Annotated in this window: 13 protein-coding genes; 5 read left to right on the forward strand and 8 right to left on the reverse strand. The window is 60.2% G+C overall.

Annotation, left to right across the window (positions count from 1 at the left end):
• The first annotated feature begins 21 nt into the window (after positions 1–21).
• Positions 22–1,029 (forward strand): asparaginase, encoded by a 1,008-nt coding sequence (gene ansA, locus GWQ27_RS11630; protein ID WP_021138095.1) that lies wholly within the window; start codon positions 22–24, stop codon positions 1,027–1,029.
• Positions 1,030–1,282: 253 nt separating this feature from the next.
• Here the strand turns inward: ansA and GWQ27_RS11635 are convergent, their stop codons facing one another.
• Both GWQ27_RS11635 and GWQ27_RS11640 read right to left on the reverse strand, forming a co-directional pair.
• Positions 1,283–1,576, reverse strand: a complete 294-nt coding sequence (locus tag GWQ27_RS11635) for a DUF1315 family protein (protein WP_005317709.1) — start codon at positions 1,574–1,576, stop codon at positions 1,283–1,285.
• 85 nt (positions 1,577–1,661) lie between these two features.
• Positions 1,662–3,095, reverse strand: a complete 1,434-nt coding sequence (locus GWQ27_RS11640; RefSeq protein ID WP_159167054.1) for a glyceraldehyde-3-phosphate dehydrogenase — start codon at positions 3,093–3,095, stop codon at positions 1,662–1,664.
• Between the two features lie 197 nt (positions 3,096–3,292).
• On the opposite strand from GWQ27_RS11640, the gene GWQ27_RS11645 reads away from it, so the two are divergent.
• Together GWQ27_RS11645 and GWQ27_RS11650 are read left to right on the forward strand one after the other, a co-directional pair.
• Positions 3,293–4,093 carry a DUF2989 domain-containing protein gene (locus GWQ27_RS11645; protein ID WP_275907427.1) on the forward strand — a complete coding sequence of 267 codons (801 nt, stop codon included), beginning with the start codon at positions 3,293–3,295 and terminating at the stop codon, positions 4,091–4,093.
• 6 nt (positions 4,094–4,099) lie between these two features.
• Positions 4,100–4,657: an NUDIX domain-containing protein gene (locus GWQ27_RS11650; RefSeq protein WP_275907428.1), complete on the forward strand. Its 558-nt coding sequence runs from the start codon at positions 4,100–4,102 to the stop codon at positions 4,655–4,657.
• 64 nt (positions 4,658–4,721) lie between these two features.
• On the opposite strand, the gene sppA is transcribed toward GWQ27_RS11650, so the two are convergent.
• Positions 4,722–6,566, reverse strand: coding sequence for a signal peptide peptidase SppA (sppA, locus tag GWQ27_RS11655; RefSeq protein WP_275907429.1), 1,845 nt, complete (start codon positions 6,564–6,566; stop codon positions 4,722–4,724).
• A 221-nt stretch (positions 6,567–6,787) separates the two neighbouring features.
• On the opposite strand from sppA, the gene GWQ27_RS11660 reads away from it, so the two are divergent.
• Together GWQ27_RS11660 and GWQ27_RS11665 are read left to right on the forward strand one after the other, a co-directional pair.
• Complete coding sequence (locus GWQ27_RS11660; protein ID WP_059111388.1) at positions 6,788–8,815, forward strand: NADPH-dependent 2,4-dienoyl-CoA reductase; 2,028 nt, start codon at positions 6,788–6,790, stop codon at positions 8,813–8,815.
• Between the two features lie 120 nt (positions 8,816–8,935).
• Positions 8,936–9,484, forward strand: a complete 549-nt coding sequence (locus GWQ27_RS11665; RefSeq protein ID WP_087755031.1) for an NAD(P)H nitroreductase — start codon at positions 8,936–8,938, stop codon at positions 9,482–9,484.
• A gap of 397 nt (positions 9,485–9,881) precedes the next feature.
• On the opposite strand, the gene GWQ27_RS11670 is transcribed toward GWQ27_RS11665, so the two are convergent.
• From GWQ27_RS11670 to eat, 5 genes are all read right to left on the reverse strand, one after another.
• Complete coding sequence (locus GWQ27_RS11670; RefSeq protein WP_275907471.1) at positions 9,882–10,436, reverse strand: sugar O-acetyltransferase; 555 nt, start codon at positions 10,434–10,436, stop codon at positions 9,882–9,884.
• Between the two features lie 137 nt (positions 10,437–10,573).
• Positions 10,574–11,548 carry a D-2-hydroxyacid dehydrogenase family protein gene (locus tag GWQ27_RS11675; protein WP_275907430.1) on the reverse strand — a complete coding sequence of 325 codons (975 nt, stop codon included), beginning with the start codon at positions 11,546–11,548 and terminating at the stop codon, positions 10,574–10,576.
• Between the two features lie 158 nt (positions 11,549–11,706).
• Positions 11,707–12,564, reverse strand: coding sequence for an ethanolamine ammonia-lyase subunit EutC (eutC, locus tag GWQ27_RS11680; protein WP_275907431.1), 858 nt, complete (start codon positions 12,562–12,564; stop codon positions 11,707–11,709).
• Complete coding sequence (locus tag GWQ27_RS11685) at positions 12,564–13,955, reverse strand: ethanolamine ammonia-lyase subunit EutB (protein WP_058393730.1); 1,392 nt, start codon at positions 13,953–13,955, stop codon at positions 12,564–12,566. The genes eutC and GWQ27_RS11685 overlap by 1 nt, the downstream gene beginning before the upstream one ends.
• A gap of 78 nt (positions 13,956–14,033) precedes the next feature.
• Complete coding sequence (gene eat / locus GWQ27_RS11690) at positions 14,034–15,419, reverse strand: ethanolamine permease (RefSeq protein ID WP_345893545.1); 1,386 nt, start codon at positions 15,417–15,419, stop codon at positions 14,034–14,036.
• Between the last annotated feature and the right edge of the window lie 56 nt (positions 15,420–15,475).

Below are 15,475 nucleotides of genomic sequence, written 5' to 3' on the forward strand. Positions count from 1 at the left end.
GGTCCATCAAGAGGAGAGGGTGTGAAGAAGTCCATCTACATTGCCTACACAGGCGGTACCATAGGGATGCAGCGTTCCGACCACGGTTATGTGCCGATGGCGGGCTTTATGGAAGACTGTCTGGCGCGGATGCCCGAGTTTCATCGACCCGAGATGCCGGATTACCATATCCACGAATATGACCCCCTTATCGATTCCTCCGACATGACGCCTGCGGACTGGCAGCGGATCGCCGAGGACATTAAAGGCAACTACGAGAAATACGACGGTTTCGTGATCCTGCACGGCACAGACACTATGTCGTTCACCGCATCGGCGCTCTCCTTCATGCTCGAAGATCTGCACAAGCCGGTCATCATCACCGGCTCCCAGATCCCGCTCGCCGAGCTGCGCTCCGATGGTCAGCAGAACCTGCTCAATGCCCTCTATATCGCTGCCAACTACCCGATCCACGAGGTGACGCTGTTTTTCAACAACCAGCTCTATCGTGGCAACCGCAGCAAGAAGGTGCACGCCGATGGCTTCCACGCCTTCGATTCGCCGAACTATCCGCCGCTGCTCAATGCCGGCATCGCCATCTCGCTGGAAGCGGGTGAGCTGGGGGAGCCGTCCGATCGTCCGCTGGTGCTGCACGACATTACCCCCCAACCCATCGGCGTGGTGACCCTCTATCCGGGGATCTCCAGCGAGGTGATCGCCAACATATTGCAGCAACCGGTGAAGGCGCTGATCCTGCTCTCGTTTGGCGTGGGCAATGCGCCGCAGAATCCGGCCATGCTGGCGCTGCTCTCCGAGGCATCTGCCCGCGGCGTTATCATAGTCAACTTGAGCCAGTGCCTGCACGGCAAGGTCAACATGGGGGGCTATGCCACCGGCAATGCGCTCTCCCGTGCCGGGGTTATCTCGGGGTTTGACATGACTGCCGAGGCGGCGCTCACCAAGCTGCACTTCCTGCTGAGCCTGGACTTGCCTGCACCCCGCATCCGCGAGCTGATGCAACAGTCCCTGCGCGGCGAGCTGACGCCCTGAGAAACTGTCCACGATTTTGCTGCGAAGCCGTGATCAAGGCTCATGTGCTGCTCGCTTGTTTGTGAACAAGAGGGCTCATGTATGCCTATACACTCCGGTTCCTGCGCTGCTCTTCACCTTGCTGACGCCTTCTCGCGACAGGTCGTGAACAGCTTCTGGCCTCCTCACCATGAGGAGGAGAGGAAAATAAAGAGGGGAGCCATTATGGCTCCCCTCTTTGCTATGGCGTGCGAGCCAGGGCTCGCGACAAGGCTCAGTGACTGAGGTCGATCCGCACTATCTCTTCCTCGTCACGGTACTGACGCTTGAGCTCGCTCTTGCTCTTCATCACTATCTCGCCGTCCCGGCCTATGTTCATGTGCTCGGGATTGTCGAGGTGCATCGCCTGCCAGGCCATCACGGCCTGCAGGGAGGTGGCCTTCTGTTCGTCGCTCAGGGGTTTGCCATCGGGCCATTTGCCCAGCTCGACCGCTGTCTTGAGCCGCTCGTACACTTCTTTGGGCATCTGTCTGATGGCCTGTTGAAACTCACCCTGTTGAAACGACATCCGGCTTCTCCTTGAAAATTGAGCCATGAACCCAGGTTCTTAGACGGGCAGATCCTGGCGGGCTATGCAGGTAGACCCTATCGGTCTATGCAGGCAGATCCTGGCGGACTACGCCAGCCATCTGCTCCATCACCCGTACTACCTGACAACTGTATCCGAACTCGTTGTCATACCATACGTAGAGGACGCAGTGATCTTCCTCGGCGATGGTGGCCTGGGAATCCACTATGCCTGCGAAGCGGGAACCCACCATGTCGGAGGAGACCAGCTCTGTACTGGCGCTAAAATCGATCTGGCGATGCAGGGCCGAGCTTAGCGCCATCTGCTGCAGATAGGCATTGAGACTCTCCCTGTCGGTGCTCTGCTCCAGTGAGAGGTTGATGATGGCCAGCGACACGTTGGGGGTGGGCACCCGAATGGCGTTGCCGGTCAGCTTGCCCTTGAGCTCCGGCAGTGCCTTGGCCACCGCCTTGGCGGCCCCCGTGCTGGTCATCACCATGTTGAGGGCTGCGCTGCGACCGCGACGCTCGCCCTTGTGATAGTTGTCTATCAGGTTCTGATCGTTGGTGTAGGAGTGGACAGTCTCCACGTGGCCGTGGCGGATGCCGTACTTGTCCTGCATCACCTTGAGCACAGGTGTGATGGCGTTGGTGGTGCAAGAGGCGGCAGAGATGATCTTGTCATCCGGCCCGATCACTTCATGATTGACCCCAAACACCACGTTCTTCATGTCGCCCTTGCCCGGTGCCGTCAGCAGCACACGGGCGGCGCCGCGCGCCTTCAAGTGTTCGCTCAAACCGGCGTCGTCGCGCCAGACACCCGTGTTGTCGACGATGAGTGCATTGTGAATGTCATATGCCGTGTAGTCGATGTCGCTCGGACTGCTGGCGTAGATCACCTGAATGAAGGTGCCGTTGGCGATGATGGCACTGCGATCACTGTCCACCTCGATGGAACCGTTGAAGGGGCCATGTACCGAGTCACGGCGCAGCAGACTGGCGCGTTTCTCCAGATCTCCCTCACGGCCACCACGCACCACTATGGCTCGCAGACGCAGTGAGTTGGCGGCGCCGGTACGCTCTATGAGCAGGCGGGCCAGCAGGCGGCCGATACGACCAAAACCGTAGAGCACCACGTCCGTCGGTTGCGGGATGTCACACCGCCCCAGTGCTGGCGCCAACTTGGCACGCAGGTAATCGTCAATGCCTGCTTCGTCCTGGTGATCCTGCCAGTAGCCGACGGCCAGCTTGCCAAGATCGATCTCGGCGGCGGTGGGGTTCAAGGCCAGGATGGCCTGGAGCAGGGGGAAGCTTTGCTGGATCGGAAGCGGGGTGCCCTGATGACGGCGGACGACCCTGTGGGCTTTGAGGATATCGATGGTGGAGGCGTTTTGCAGCGGGCGTCCGTAGAGGGTGATCTCGATGCCTTGTTGTCGGTAGAGGCGACCTATCAAGGGTTGCATGGCTTCGGCGAGCTCCTGGCTCTCCTGCCACGCCTGCAAGTAGTGCTCGTGGGTCATTAACCAGATCCTTTATTTCACGTTGTTGGGGCAAATAGAAATTCGTCGAATGCAGATCAGTGTAGGGGTGTATATTTCGTTATATCATTCTGCAATCGCGGCCTTATACGGCGCGCGCATTGTAATGGATATGTAGCCGGTTTGCTAGCCAGAGGTGGCTGCGCAAGGCTCCCATTGTTACCAACCAGATGTGAACTATGACCCCTTTTCCACTGCGTTCCGTACTGCTCGGCCTCTCCTGCGGCCTGACTCTGATGGCCTGCAACGATGACAGGATCCACAACATCTGTGCCAATCATCCCGAGCTGTGTCAGGACCTGGTGGACGATGGCTGGTGCCGCTACGAGCGGACCGACATCATCCGCAGCCGCTTCTATCTGCAAGAAGAGGGGACGGACAGGCGCAAGTACGAGCTGATGCGCAATCTGGAGCGTTATCTCAAGTGTGCGGAGCGGTCGACCAACATAGAGTACAAGACGGCGAGGGAGCAGAAGAGCCCCAGAGTGGAAGGCATGCTGGCGGCCGGTGATCAGCTGGCCGAGCTCGATGCGGCGACCCGCAACTCGCAGGATCCCTACCTGCTGCTCTGGCACTGGACCAACAACATTAACGAGCAGGCCCGTGAGCAATTCATGGCGCTGGAGGGGCAGCCAGTACTCACAGAGCCCGAGCTGCAGCTGGCACTGGGGGGTATGTATGCCAAGAGTGCCCCACAGAAAGCCATCACTCTCATGCACCATGCCCTCTCCCTCTATGGAGAAGGGGACAAGGTCAACAGCCGGATCCTCACCTCTCTGAGCACCCTCTACATGGGCCAGAAGGAGTACGGTCTGGCGTATCTGTGGGGCAAGGTGAGCGAGTCATTTCAGGATACGCCCGACGTTTCGGCCAAGCGTTTGGGCCTTTATCATGCGTTGAGCAAGGCAGATCAGGAGGCCTGGGACAGTCAGGCCGCCACCATAGTCGAGCAGCTAAAAAGCGGGACTTATCGTCCCTGATCCCTGATGAACCAGATAAAACAACTGGCCAGTGACTGGCCTCATCCCTTCGACATCCAGCTGAAGCACGGCCAAGTGGCCATTGATGGCCGCCGGCTGGAGCGCGTGACAGTCAGGGCCATAGTCCTGCGTGGCGACCGGCTGCTGCTGGTGCACTCCCGGGTCAACGGCGATCTCATGTTTCCTGGTGGCGGCATTGAAGAAGGGGAGTGCCACGGCACTGCCCTTGCTCGCGAGCTGCGGGAAGAGTGTGGTGCCGAGCTGGTGGAGGTCGGCGCCCTGCTCGGCCAGACGCGGGAGTACCGTGCCGCCCGGGAGGCCGACTATGACGCCTATTGCATCCGCTCTTTCTATTACCTGTGTCGGGTCGGTGAGGGGTGGAGTGAACCTCGTCCCCAGCCCTACGAGGTACGGCTAGGTTTCACCCCTGGCTGGTTCGAGCTGGATGATGCGCTGCAAACCAACAAGACCCAGCTGGCGGGTCCTTGTCCCCAGTGGACGGTGCGGGAGACCCGGGTACTGGCCGAGTTGCATCATTGGCACGAGTCCGGCCTGCTGGTGTGAATCAGGTCCCTTGAGCCAGATGCAAAAAAACGCCCGAAGGCGTTTTTTTATTGCGAGTGCCCGATTACTGCACACAGACAGGGCAGAAGGCATAGGTGCCTTGGGGGTCGTTGAAGCGGGTCAGCGGATCCAGGCCGCGGTTCACCTCCACCAACGCCTTGCCAAATCCGGCCGGCAACCAGCTTTGCAGGTGCGGGGCCAGCGCCTGGGCGCTGCTGTCGAACAGCTGGCGCAGGAACTTGTCTTTGGCTGACTCCTCTTTTTCTATGGGAGTGACCTGCCACTCCTTGAGGTTGGCAAGGGTGGCCGCCGCCTTGATGGCGGCTTCCTGATTACCGAACTCATCCACCAGACCCAGCGCCTTGGCATCCTGACCGGTCCAGACCCGGCCTTCGGCGGCTTTTTCCGCCTCTTGCGGGCTCAGGCCACGGCCCTTGCTCACCAGACCGACGAAGCGCTGATAGGTATCTTCCACGCTCAGCTGAATGGCTTGCCCGACGTGATCAGGCAGGGCGCGGGTCAGGCCGACACCGACATAATCCGTGGTGCCCACCCCATCCGTGTGCACCCCGTATTGGGAGAGCGCCTTGTCTATGGTGGCGAACATGCCGAACACCCCGATGGAGCCGGTGAGGGTGGTTGGGGAGGCGAAGATCTTGTCCGCATCGGCTGAGATCCAGTAGCCACCCGAGGCGGCGTAACTGCCCATGGAGATCACCACTGGTTTGCCTGCCTGTTTCAGCGCCAGCAGTTCGGCGCGGATCTGCTCGGCGGCGAAGGCGCTGCCACCCGGGCTGTCGACCCGCAGCACCACGGCTTTCACCTTGTCGTCACGGCGGGCATCGGCCAGCAGCTCCGACAGGCTGTCGCCACCTATGGTACCGGCCGACTGCACGCCATCCATGATGGCGCCGCTGGCAACAATGAGGCCCACCTCATCCTTGCCACTCTGGGGATATTGCTCGGGGGCCGCCGCCAGGTACTCTTTCAGGCCAACCCCTTTCCAGCCGTGATCCTTGCTTTCACCCACTTCTTTAATGACTGCCTGGGTCATCTCGTCACGGGTGGCGAGCTGATCCACCAGACCATTGTCGAGGGCGTAGCTGGCGGCGTTGCCGCCGGCCTTGCGCAGCAGCTCGAGGAAACGATCTTTGCTTGGGGCGACGGCCTCGGGTTCTATCTCCCGCTGCTCGGCCACGTCCGCTACATAGGATTGCCACAGCTGATCCAGCCAGCGCTGGTTCGCCTCCTTGCTCTCCGGGGACATCTCGTCCCGGGTGTAGGGTTCGACGAAGGATTTGTAGGTACCGACCTTGAACACATGGGGGGTAATGTTGAGCTTCTCCAGCGCCGACTTGAAGTAGGTCTGGTAGACACCGAGTCCCTCAATCAGCACGGCGCCGCTCTGATTGAGCAGCACATGATCGGCGTGAGCAGCCAGCAGATACTGACCCTGGTTGTAGTAGTCGGCCATGGCGATGACAGGTTTGCCACTTTCCTTGAACTCGTCGATGGCGCCAGCCACCTCCTGCAGTTTGGATAAGCTGGTGCCTTGCAATCCCTGTGGTTTGATCACCAGCGCCTTGATGCGGTCGTCATCTTTTGCGCTGCGAATGGCCCATAGCAGATCAGAAAGCAGGATCTCGCTCGGCTGCTCGTCGCTGCTGTCCACCTGGCGCAGCAACTGCACAGTGGGATCTGTCTGGGTGCGCTGTTCCACCAGCACGCCGTTGAGATTGAGGGTCAACGCCCCTTCAATGGGAGCACTGGGTGCTTCTTTCTGGCTGATGCTAAAGACGATGACCAGCACCAGAATGAGAAACAGCAGATTGACCAGCATCAGCCGGGTGAAATTGAGCAGGCGCCACAGACTGCGAAACAGCCAACCCAGACCTTTGAAAATAGACATAGCCGCGTTATCGCCCTGTTAATGGGTAGAGAAAGACCATTATTAACCAGTTGGCCGGTGAATTGCCATTTCCGCTTCGGTGCGATCGATAGCCCTGTCACCCCTTCTTGCTTCGGAATACGCCTGTTCGCTGAAAAAATGTCCAAACATTTGTTTGAAAAAGCATTTTTGATTCTTTACTCTAGCTGCAATTTGATAACAAAAAATTAACTGGAGGCATTGTGAGCCTTTATCCTACGTTGCTGACGCCCCTTGACCTCGGGTTTACCCAGTTGAAGAACCGGGTACTGATGGGTTCCATGCATACCGGCCTCGAAGAGGAGAAGGGTGGCTTTGACAAGCTGGCAGCCTTCTATGCCGAGCGCGCCCGTGGCGGTGTCGGCCTCATCGTCACCGGTGGCATAGCCCCCAATCTGCGTGGGCGGCTGGTGCCCCACGGCTCACAGCTGAGCTTCCCCTGGCAAGTCGCCAAGCACAAGAAGGTGACTCAGGCGGTGCATCAGGAGGGGGGCAAGATAGCGCTGCAGATCCTCCATGCCGGCCGCTATGCCTACCATCCCTTCAGTCTGGCGCCGAGCGCCCTCAAGGCGCCCATATCCCCGTTCAAGCCGCGCGCCATGAGCGAGCGGCAGATCCGCGGTACCATCCGTGACTTTGCCTCCACCGCGCAGCTGGCCAGGGCGGCCGGTTACGACGGCGTCGAAGTGATGGGGTCGGAAGGCTATCTCATCAACCAGTTCATCTGCGAGCGTACCAACAAGCGCACCGATGGCTGGGGCGGCAGCAATGAGAACCGGATGCGTTTTCCGGTGGAGATAGTGCGGGCCATCCGCGAGCGGGTCGGCACGGATTTCATCATCATCTTCCGTCTCTCCATGCTGGATCTGGTGGAGCAGGGTTCGACGCTGGAGGAGGTGGTAGCCCTTGGCAAGGCGCTGGAGCAGGTCGGCGTGACCCTGATCAACACCGGCATCGGCTGGCACGAGGCGCGTATTCCCACCATAGCCACCAGCGTGCCGCGCGGTGCCTTCAGCTGGGTGACCGCCGAGCTGAAAAAGCACCTCACAGTGCCGCTTATCACCACCAACCGGATCAATACCCCGGAAGTGGCCGAGCGCATATTAGCCCAGGGAGAAGCGGATATGGTCTCCATGGCGCGCCCCTTCCTGGCGGATCCTGAATTTGTCATCAAGGCCGCCGAGAACCGGGCGGACGAGATCAACACCTGCATCGCCTGCAATCAGGCCTGCCTGGATCACGTGTTCAAGCAAAAACGCGCCTCCTGCCTGGTCAATCCCCGCGCCTGTTTCGAGACCGAGCTGACGTTTGGCCGCGTGCCCCAGCCCAAGAAGCTGGCGGTGGTGGGGGCGGGTCCGGCCGGGCTGGCGTTCGCCTGTTACGCCGCCGAGCGCGGCCATCAGGTGAGCCTGTTCGATCAGGCGAGCGAGATTGGTGGTCAGTTCAACTTTGCCAAGCAGATCCCGGGCAAGGAGGAGTTTCACGAGACTCTTCGTTATTTTGCCAGACGGCTGGAGAAGTGCGGCGTCGAGCTCTACCTCGGCCAGCGCCAGAGCGCCGAGAGTCTGCTCGGTGGCGGCTTTGACGAGGTGATCCTCGCCACCGGCATACGCCCGCGTACCCCGAACATTCCTGGCATTGAGCATCCCAAGGTGCTCAATTACATCGACGTGCTGCGGGATCACAAACCGGTCGGCCAGAAGGTGGCGGTGATCGGCGCCGGTGGTATCGGCTTTGATGTGGCCGAATACCTTGTGGAGAAGAAGGCTGATAGCGGTACAGACGGACATCGCGATCACTGGCTCAAGGAGTGGGGCATCGACAAGCAGCTTGGCGAGCGCGGTGGCTTGATCACGCCGGAGATCGATGCTCCCGAACGCCAGATCTGGCTGCTTCAGCGCAAGGAGAGCAAGGTGGGTGACGGTCTGGGCAAGACCACTGGCTGGATCCACAGAACCGTGCTCAAGAACCGCAAGGTGCAGATGCTTTCCGGCGTCCAGTACCTTGGCATCGACGATGAAGGCTTGCATATCCAGATAGGTGAAGCCAAACAGTGCCTGCCGGTGGATCAGGTGATCATCTGTGCCGGCCAGGAGCCTCTCAAGGAGCTGCAGGCCGGTTTGCAGGCGGCAGGCAAGCCGGTACACATCATAGGTGGCGCCGACGTGGCCGCCGAGCTGGATGCCAAGCGGGCGATCCGCCAAGGGGCCGAGCTGGCCGCCGTTATCTAGTTGCTCCGCCCTGGCCCGCTATTGGTCTGATATTGCGATAAACCCCTGAGCCTCAGGGGTTTTCTTCATTGTGCGCTGTGCTAAGGTAGCGCCATCACAGCCCCTGACAAGGATTTGCCCATGGATGCCCTCACTCTGTTGCTCAACCGCCACTCCTGTGGCCGCCTGACCACACCCGCCCCCAGCGGTGAGGTGCTCGACAATATCCTCAAGGCGGGCTTGCGCGCGCCGGATCATGGCACCCTGACTCCCTGGCAGTTCATCCTGTTTGAAGGGGAGGGGCGTGAGCGGCTGGGGGATCTGCTGGCCGAGGCTGCTCGTGCCCGTGGCGAAGATGAAGAGAGCATCAAGAAGTGCCAGGAGGCGCCGCTGCGCGCTCCCTTGCTGGTGGCCGTAGCCACCCGTTATCAGGCCCACCCCAAGGTGCCGAAACTGGAGCAGGAGCTCTCCGCCGGTTGCGCCCTGATGGCGATGCAGATGGCGGCACAAGCCCAGGGCTTCAACGGCATCTGGCGATCCGGCTGGTTCATCTTCGATGAGTTGATCAACAAGGGGCTGGCACTGGCACCGGAGGATCAACTGGTGGGCTTTCTCTACCTCGGCACCCCCATGCTGGAGGCGCGCAAGTTGCGCGAACTGCCGCCAGGCGAGTTTGTTCGCCGCTTCTAAGCTGCTTGAATTTCAGCCAAAGCCCTGACTTGTCAGGGCTTTTTTATCTCGTGCGTTCACGAACCTGAGGCTGTACTGAGAAATAAATACTTGCCAAGAGGGGGATGGGGCTTGGCAGGGAATTTTTTAAATAGTGAGAGGCTGTTCTCAATCCTGGTTGATTACGCTATGTAAAACGTTTGCGCCTCGTTAATATCCCTGTGCCAGTTTAGAAGGTGACCCCTTCTAATTTTCTGCGATGAGAGTCGCAATTCCGTAGCACCTTTTTACAGCCCAACGTCTTCATGACATTGGGCTTTATTTTTATGGGATCCTTTTGACTGCAGCACGCCTGCCGTTGCTGCACTGCTGGTAGGTGAAGTGGGCCCCGCTCGACGGTCCCTGCGGCGGGAATGGGTCAGCGCCCCACTTTGACAGGCAGGATCCGCGCCGGGTTGCCCACTACCCGGGCGCCGGCAGGCACGTCTTTGGTGACAACTGCCCCCGCGCCGACGATGGCCTCCCGCCCGACGGTGACGCCGGGCAGCAGTATGGCGCCGCCGCCAATCCAGACGTTGTCTTCTATGGTCACCGGCAGCGCCGTCTCCACCCCCTGGATGCGCTCATCGGCGGCCTGCGCGTGGGCAGCTGTGTAGATCTGCACGTTCGGCCCTATCATGACGTTGGCGCCGATGCGGATCGGTGCGTTGTCCAGAAACGTGGCCCCCATGTTGACGTAGGAGCCCGCCCCCAGGCTGATATGACGGCCATAGGTGCAGTAAAACGGTGGGCAGATAAAGGCGTTCTCCGCCAGCTCACCGACTATCTCCTGCAACAGCGCCAGCTGTTCATCCTCCTCTTCCGCCCGATTGAAGCCGCGATAGCGGCGCGCCGTCTCACGGCGCAGGACATCCAGCTCCGGCGCCATGCAGTTGTAGGGTTGGCTGCTGATCATCTTCTGATATTCGGTCATGGGGATTCCTGCTCTCTGGTTGGCATGAGGCGATTTGGGTGGCAAGCGCAGCACCTCCAGTGCAGACCTGTCCACCTGCAGCAAGCGCACTGATAGAGGCATATATTACTGCTTTGTCAGCAGGATAAGAGTGAGCCTCAACCCAGAGCCGGCATCACCAGATGTTGTGGCCTGCCCTCGGCAAAGGCCAGCACATTTTCAAATGCCTTGCGAAAGTAGAGCTCATAGCTGTTTTGCTCCACATAGCCCAGATGCGGTGTGGCCAGCACGTTGGGTAAAGCCAGGAGAGGCTCGTTATCCAGGTTGGCGGGCTCGCTATCGAACACATCCAGTGCCGCTCGCCGGGTGGGATTCGCACTGAGCACAGCATGGAGTGCGCCAGATTCAATGAGCTCGGCCCGGCTGGTATTGACCAGCAAAGAGTCTGCCTTCATTTGAGCCAGGTCGGCACGGGTGACGCAGGCTCGAGTGAGCTCGTTGAGCCGCAGATGCAGGGACAAGACATCGGCACGTTGGAAAAACGCTGTCTTGTTGGGGGCTGCGTCGAATCCATCCTGTGTCGCCCGCTGACAAGAAGATTCGCTACCCCATACCAGCACAGACATACCGAATGCATTGCCGTAACGGGCGATGCGCTGACCTATCTTGCCGTAGCCCCAGATACCGAGCGTCAGACCGTACAGGGTGCGTCCCAGGCCGAGTGAGCCCGATTGCTGCCACTGGCCCTTGGTCAACTCGCGAGTGTAAGCCGGAATATGGCGGGAGGCTGCCATTATAAGTGCCCAGCAGAGTTCGGCGGGAGCAACAGGGCTGCCTACGCCTTCTGCCACGGCAACGCCGTACCGCTGGCACAGTGCCGGGTCGATATGCTGGCTGATTTTGCCGGTCTGGCTAATGAGTTTTAGGGTGGGAAGCCGCATCAGCAGCTGTTCGTCGATACGAGTACGCTCGCGGATCAGCACCAGTGCTTCTACTCCCTCCAACATGGCGGCGAGGCGCGCTGTATCGGGTTCGCTCTGGTTGAGGATTGTAACGTCATGACCCGCCAGCAAGGCAAAGCAGGGCAGGTGACGAACCTGATCCTGATAGTCATCCAGAATGGCAATCTTCATCCGTTCCTCTTGTGTATCAAGCAATTGTCCTGAGGGGGAGAGGCGCGCCCCTTGGCTTCTTGGCGGGGGCAGGCGAGACGATGCCCAGTTTTCATTGCAGATTCAAGTGGTTCAGTTTGGAATTGGTGATGGGGCGGACCGGGCTGGCCGCCCCGTTGTCATGCTGGACGGCAAGGGGAAAGCGGGGCGTCGTGTTCGATCAGGCTGGCCAGCTCGCCGCTCTCATCCTTGAGGGCAACCCCGGTCAAGCGGCGGTTGAAGGCCTGCTCCAGCAACCAGGCCAGCTTGTGAGCCGCTTGGGGGAAATCGAGCCCGGCGGGACGTACGTTGGAGATGCAGTTGCGCTGTGAATCCATGCATCCGACTCTGGGTTGCCAGGTCAGGTAGAGCCCCAGACTGTCGGGGGAGGAGAGGCCGGGGCGCTCGCCAATCATCACCAGTACGGCCCGGGCCCTTAGCAGTTCCCCTACCTCATCTCCCAGTGCCACTCTGGCCTGGCTGGCGATCACCAGAGGGGCACAGGCCAACCCAAGGCGCCTGAGATGGGGTTGCAGTGCCTCGATAAAGGGCAGGGCATTCTGATGCAGGGCGGTGGAGGAGAGTCCATCACCCAGCATGATGACAAGATCGGCTTCAGCCTGCCGGGTCTGATACTCCAGGGGGGCGAGCTCGGCCTCTGTTTGCGGGAGCTGGCTCAGCAGGAGGCGGCTGGCATCGTTCAGCCGTCGGCCCAGGTCCGGGCGACGCAAATACTCTTCCCGGCTGGTGGCGGCGCTCTGCACCGTCAGGACTTTGTGTCCTGTGGCGTGCAGCGCTTTGGTCAGGGCGGCCACTTCCAGGGGCTGGTGCACAGCATCTCTAGCCTGTGCATGGGCCAGACCAAACGCCAGCAGTGCCTCTGTGGGCAGGCTGACCCCGGTGCGCCCTAGCGCTATGCGGGCCGAGGTGTAGCGTTTGAGTTCCAGCCAGGGATTGAGGTGAACTATGTCACTCATGTCATGGGGATCCTTGCTCATCAGGCCACCTTACCACTTTGGCCAAAAGCCGTTAACAGAGGGTGACGCAGGCTGGCATCGAGCAGTTGGCCGCCAGGGTTGGTGAGTTGCATCCGCACCAGCCAGTCTGCAAATTCCGGTGCGTGCTTGAGGCCGAGCAGCTCGCGAATATAGAGGGCGTCATGAAACGAGGTGCTCTGGTAGTTGAGCATGATGTCGTCCGCCCCGGGAACGCCGATGAGGAAGGTGAGGCCAGCGTTGCCCAGCAGGGTGAGCAGGGTGTCCATGTCATCCTGATCCGCTTCTGCGTGGTTGGTGTAGCAGACGTCACAGCCGAGCGGCACCCCCAGCAGTTTGCCGCAGAAGTGATCTTCCAGTCCGGCGCGGATGATCTGCTTGCCGTCGTAGAGGTATTCCGGTCCGATGAAACCGACCACGGTATTGCACAGCAACGGCTTGAAGTGGCGAGCTACCCCGTAGGCTCTGGCCTCGCAGGTCTGCTGATCCAGTCCGTGGTGGGCATTGGCCGAGAGGCAACTGCCTTGGCCAGTCTCGAAATACATGACGTTGTTGCCAAGGGTGCCGCGCCCCAGGCTGAGGGCGGCGTCATATGCCTCTTGCAATAGGGCCAGATCGATACCAAATCCTCGGTTGGCAGCCTCTGTACCTGCGATGGACTGGAACACCAAGTCTACCGGCACATTGCGCTCTATGAGCTGCAAGGTGTTGGTGACGTGGGTCAGGATGCAGGACTGGGTCGGAATGGCGAAACGCTGGATCACTTCGTCGAGCATCTGGTTCAGGCTGGCCAGTACGGGCAAGTTGTCACTGGCGGGATTGATGCCGACCACCGCATCCCCCGCGCCGTACAGCAGACCGTCCAGCATGGCTGCCGCTATCCCTTGAGGATCATCGGTGGGATGGTTGGGTTGCAGCCGCACGCTGAGGTGGCCGGGCAACCCTATGGTGTTGCGAAAGGCAGTGACGACCCGGCACTTCTTGGCGGCCAGGATCAGATCCTGATTGCGCATCAGCTTGCTGACTGCGGCTGCCATCTCGGGTGTGATGCCGGGGGCTATGCGTGCCAGGGTCTGGCTGTTGGCCGTCTCAGACAGCAGCCAGTTGCGAAAATCCCCTACCGTCAGGTGGCTGATGGGGGCGAAGGCAGCGTGATCGTGGTTGTCCATGATGAGGCGGGTTACCTCATCCTGCTCGTAAGGGATCAACGCCTCATTGAGGAAGGTTTTGAGCGGAAGGTCTGCCAGCGCCATCCTGGCCGCCATGCGTTCCTCGGCGCTGTGGGCGGCCACGCCGGCCAGATAGTCACCGGAGCGGGCAGGGGTCGCCTTGGCCATCAGGGTGCGAAGGTCTGGAAACTGATAGCCGTGGTGTGACAGTTGGGTGCGATACATGGGGCTCTCTCGTCGATGCAGGGTGGGGAAACAAGGCCAGCGCGTGGCCTTGCTCCTGATGGGCACAGAGGACCTGGTTCAGCTTGCCTTGACCAGCTCACCGTCACTGGCGGCAATCCCTTCATCATGGGTCAGACGGAAGTAGGCATAGCCCGCCAGCATAAGGGCGCCAAAGATCAGCGCCAGCAAGCCGTTGTAATAGACCATAGCTACCAGACAGAGTACTGCCAGTCCCAAGGCGAGAGCCGGAGCAAAAGGATAGAGAGGGGCTCTGAATGGACGCTCCAGTGCCGGTTCGCTGCGGCGCAGCTTGAACAGGGCCGCCATCGAGATGATGTACATCACAATGGCGCCAAACACCGCCATTGTGACTATGTTGGCGGTGAGGGATAGCCCGCCTATGACGATCAGCGAGTCGGAGAAGATCGCCAGGATCCCCACAACGCCACCGGCCAGAATGGCCCAGTGGGGGGTCTGGAAGCGGCGGTTGACCGAGGCCAGGGCACCGGGCAGATAACCGGCCCTGGCCAGGGCAAAGATCTGGCGTGAGTAGCCCATTATGATGCCGTGGAAGGAGGCGATCAGGCCGAACAGCCCCAGCCAGACCAGCATGTGCAGCCAGCCGCTGCTCTCGCCCACTATCATCTTCATCGCCTGGGGCAGGGGATCATTGATGTTGGCAAGCTGGCGCCAGTCTCCGACGCCGCCTGCGAACACCATGACCCCCATGGCCAGCATGACCAGGGTCAGGATGCCACCGATGAAGGCTTTCGGAATTGTTTTCTTCGGCTCCTTGGCCTCTTCGGCCGCCATGGCGGCGCCTTCAATGGCGAGGAAGAACCAGATGGCGAATGGGATGGCGGCAAAGATACCGGGGAGAGCGCCGAGGCTGAATGCCTGCTGGCCTGCCCAGCCGTTGAGCATGAAGTTGCTGGCGCTGAAACCCGGGCTTACTACTCCCATGAAGACCAGCAGCTCGAAAATGGCGAGCAGGGTGACCAGCAACTCGAAGGTTGCGGCGATACCGACTCCGACCAGATTGAGGGTCATGAAGATGAGATAGGCGCTCACCGCTACCCACTTGGGGTCTATGGCCGGAAACTGGACGTTGAGGTAGGCCCCGATCGCCATGGCGATGGCGGGCGGCGCGAACACAAACTCCACCAGAGTGGCAAAGCCTGCGATATATCCTCCGACCGGACCAAAGGCACGGTAGGCATAGGCAAAGGGGCCTCCGGCATGGGGAATTGAGGTGGTCAGCTCGGTAAAACTGAAGATAAAGGCGGTGTACATGGCGGCCACCAGCAGGGAGGTGACCAGAAAGCCCATGGTTCCTGCTTGCGCCCAGCCGTAGCTCCAGCCAAAGTATTCCCCCGAAATGACCAGTCCCACGGCGATCCCCCACAGGTGAAAAGCCCCCAGGGTTCGTTTCAGTTCCGGTTTCGCACAATCCTGTTGCTGCATACGCTTCTCCAATATGACGTTCATGGTGAAAGTCTCTGAAGAGGCAAATTGCAAAG

Origin of the sequence: Aeromonas sp. 5HA1 (assembly GCF_029237245.1) — a bacterium.
Classification (GTDB): domain Bacteria; phylum Pseudomonadota; class Gammaproteobacteria; order Enterobacterales; family Aeromonadaceae; genus Aeromonas; species Aeromonas salmonicida.

Coding starts and splice junctions, on each gene's coding strand:
- eat (WP_345893545.1), bottom strand. CDS start 15,419: ATGCAGCAACAGGATTGTGCGAAACCGGAACTGAAACGAACCCTGGGG.
- sppA (WP_275907429.1), bottom strand. CDS start 6,566: ATGTCTATTTTCAAAGGTCTGGGTTGGCTGTTTCGCAGTCTGTGGCGC.
- GWQ27_RS11650 (WP_275907428.1), top strand. CDS start 4,100: ATGAACCAGATAAAACAACTGGCCAGTGACTGGCCTCATCCCTTCGAC.
- GWQ27_RS11670 (WP_275907471.1), bottom strand. CDS start 10,436: ATGACCGAATATCAGAAGATGATCAGCAGCCAACCCTACAACTGCATG.
- GWQ27_RS11665 (WP_087755031.1), top strand. CDS start 8,936: ATGGATGCCCTCACTCTGTTGCTCAACCGCCACTCCTGTGGCCGCCTG.
- GWQ27_RS11675 (WP_275907430.1), bottom strand. CDS start 11,548: ATGAAGATTGCCATTCTGGATGACTATCAGGATCAGGTTCGTCACCTG.
- eutC (WP_275907431.1), bottom strand. CDS start 12,564: ATGAGCAAGGATCCCCATGACATGAGTGACATAGTTCACCTCAATCCC.
- GWQ27_RS11685 (WP_058393730.1), bottom strand. CDS start 13,955: ATGTATCGCACCCAACTGTCACACCACGGCTATCAGTTTCCAGACCTT.
- GWQ27_RS11640 (WP_159167054.1), bottom strand. CDS start 3,095: ATGACCCACGAGCACTACTTGCAGGCGTGGCAGGAGAGCCAGGAGCTC.
- GWQ27_RS11645 (WP_275907427.1), top strand. CDS start 3,293: ATGACCCCTTTTCCACTGCGTTCCGTACTGCTCGGCCTCTCCTGCGGC.
- GWQ27_RS11635 (WP_005317709.1), bottom strand. CDS start 1,576: ATGTCGTTTCAACAGGGTGAGTTTCAACAGGCCATCAGACAGATGCCC.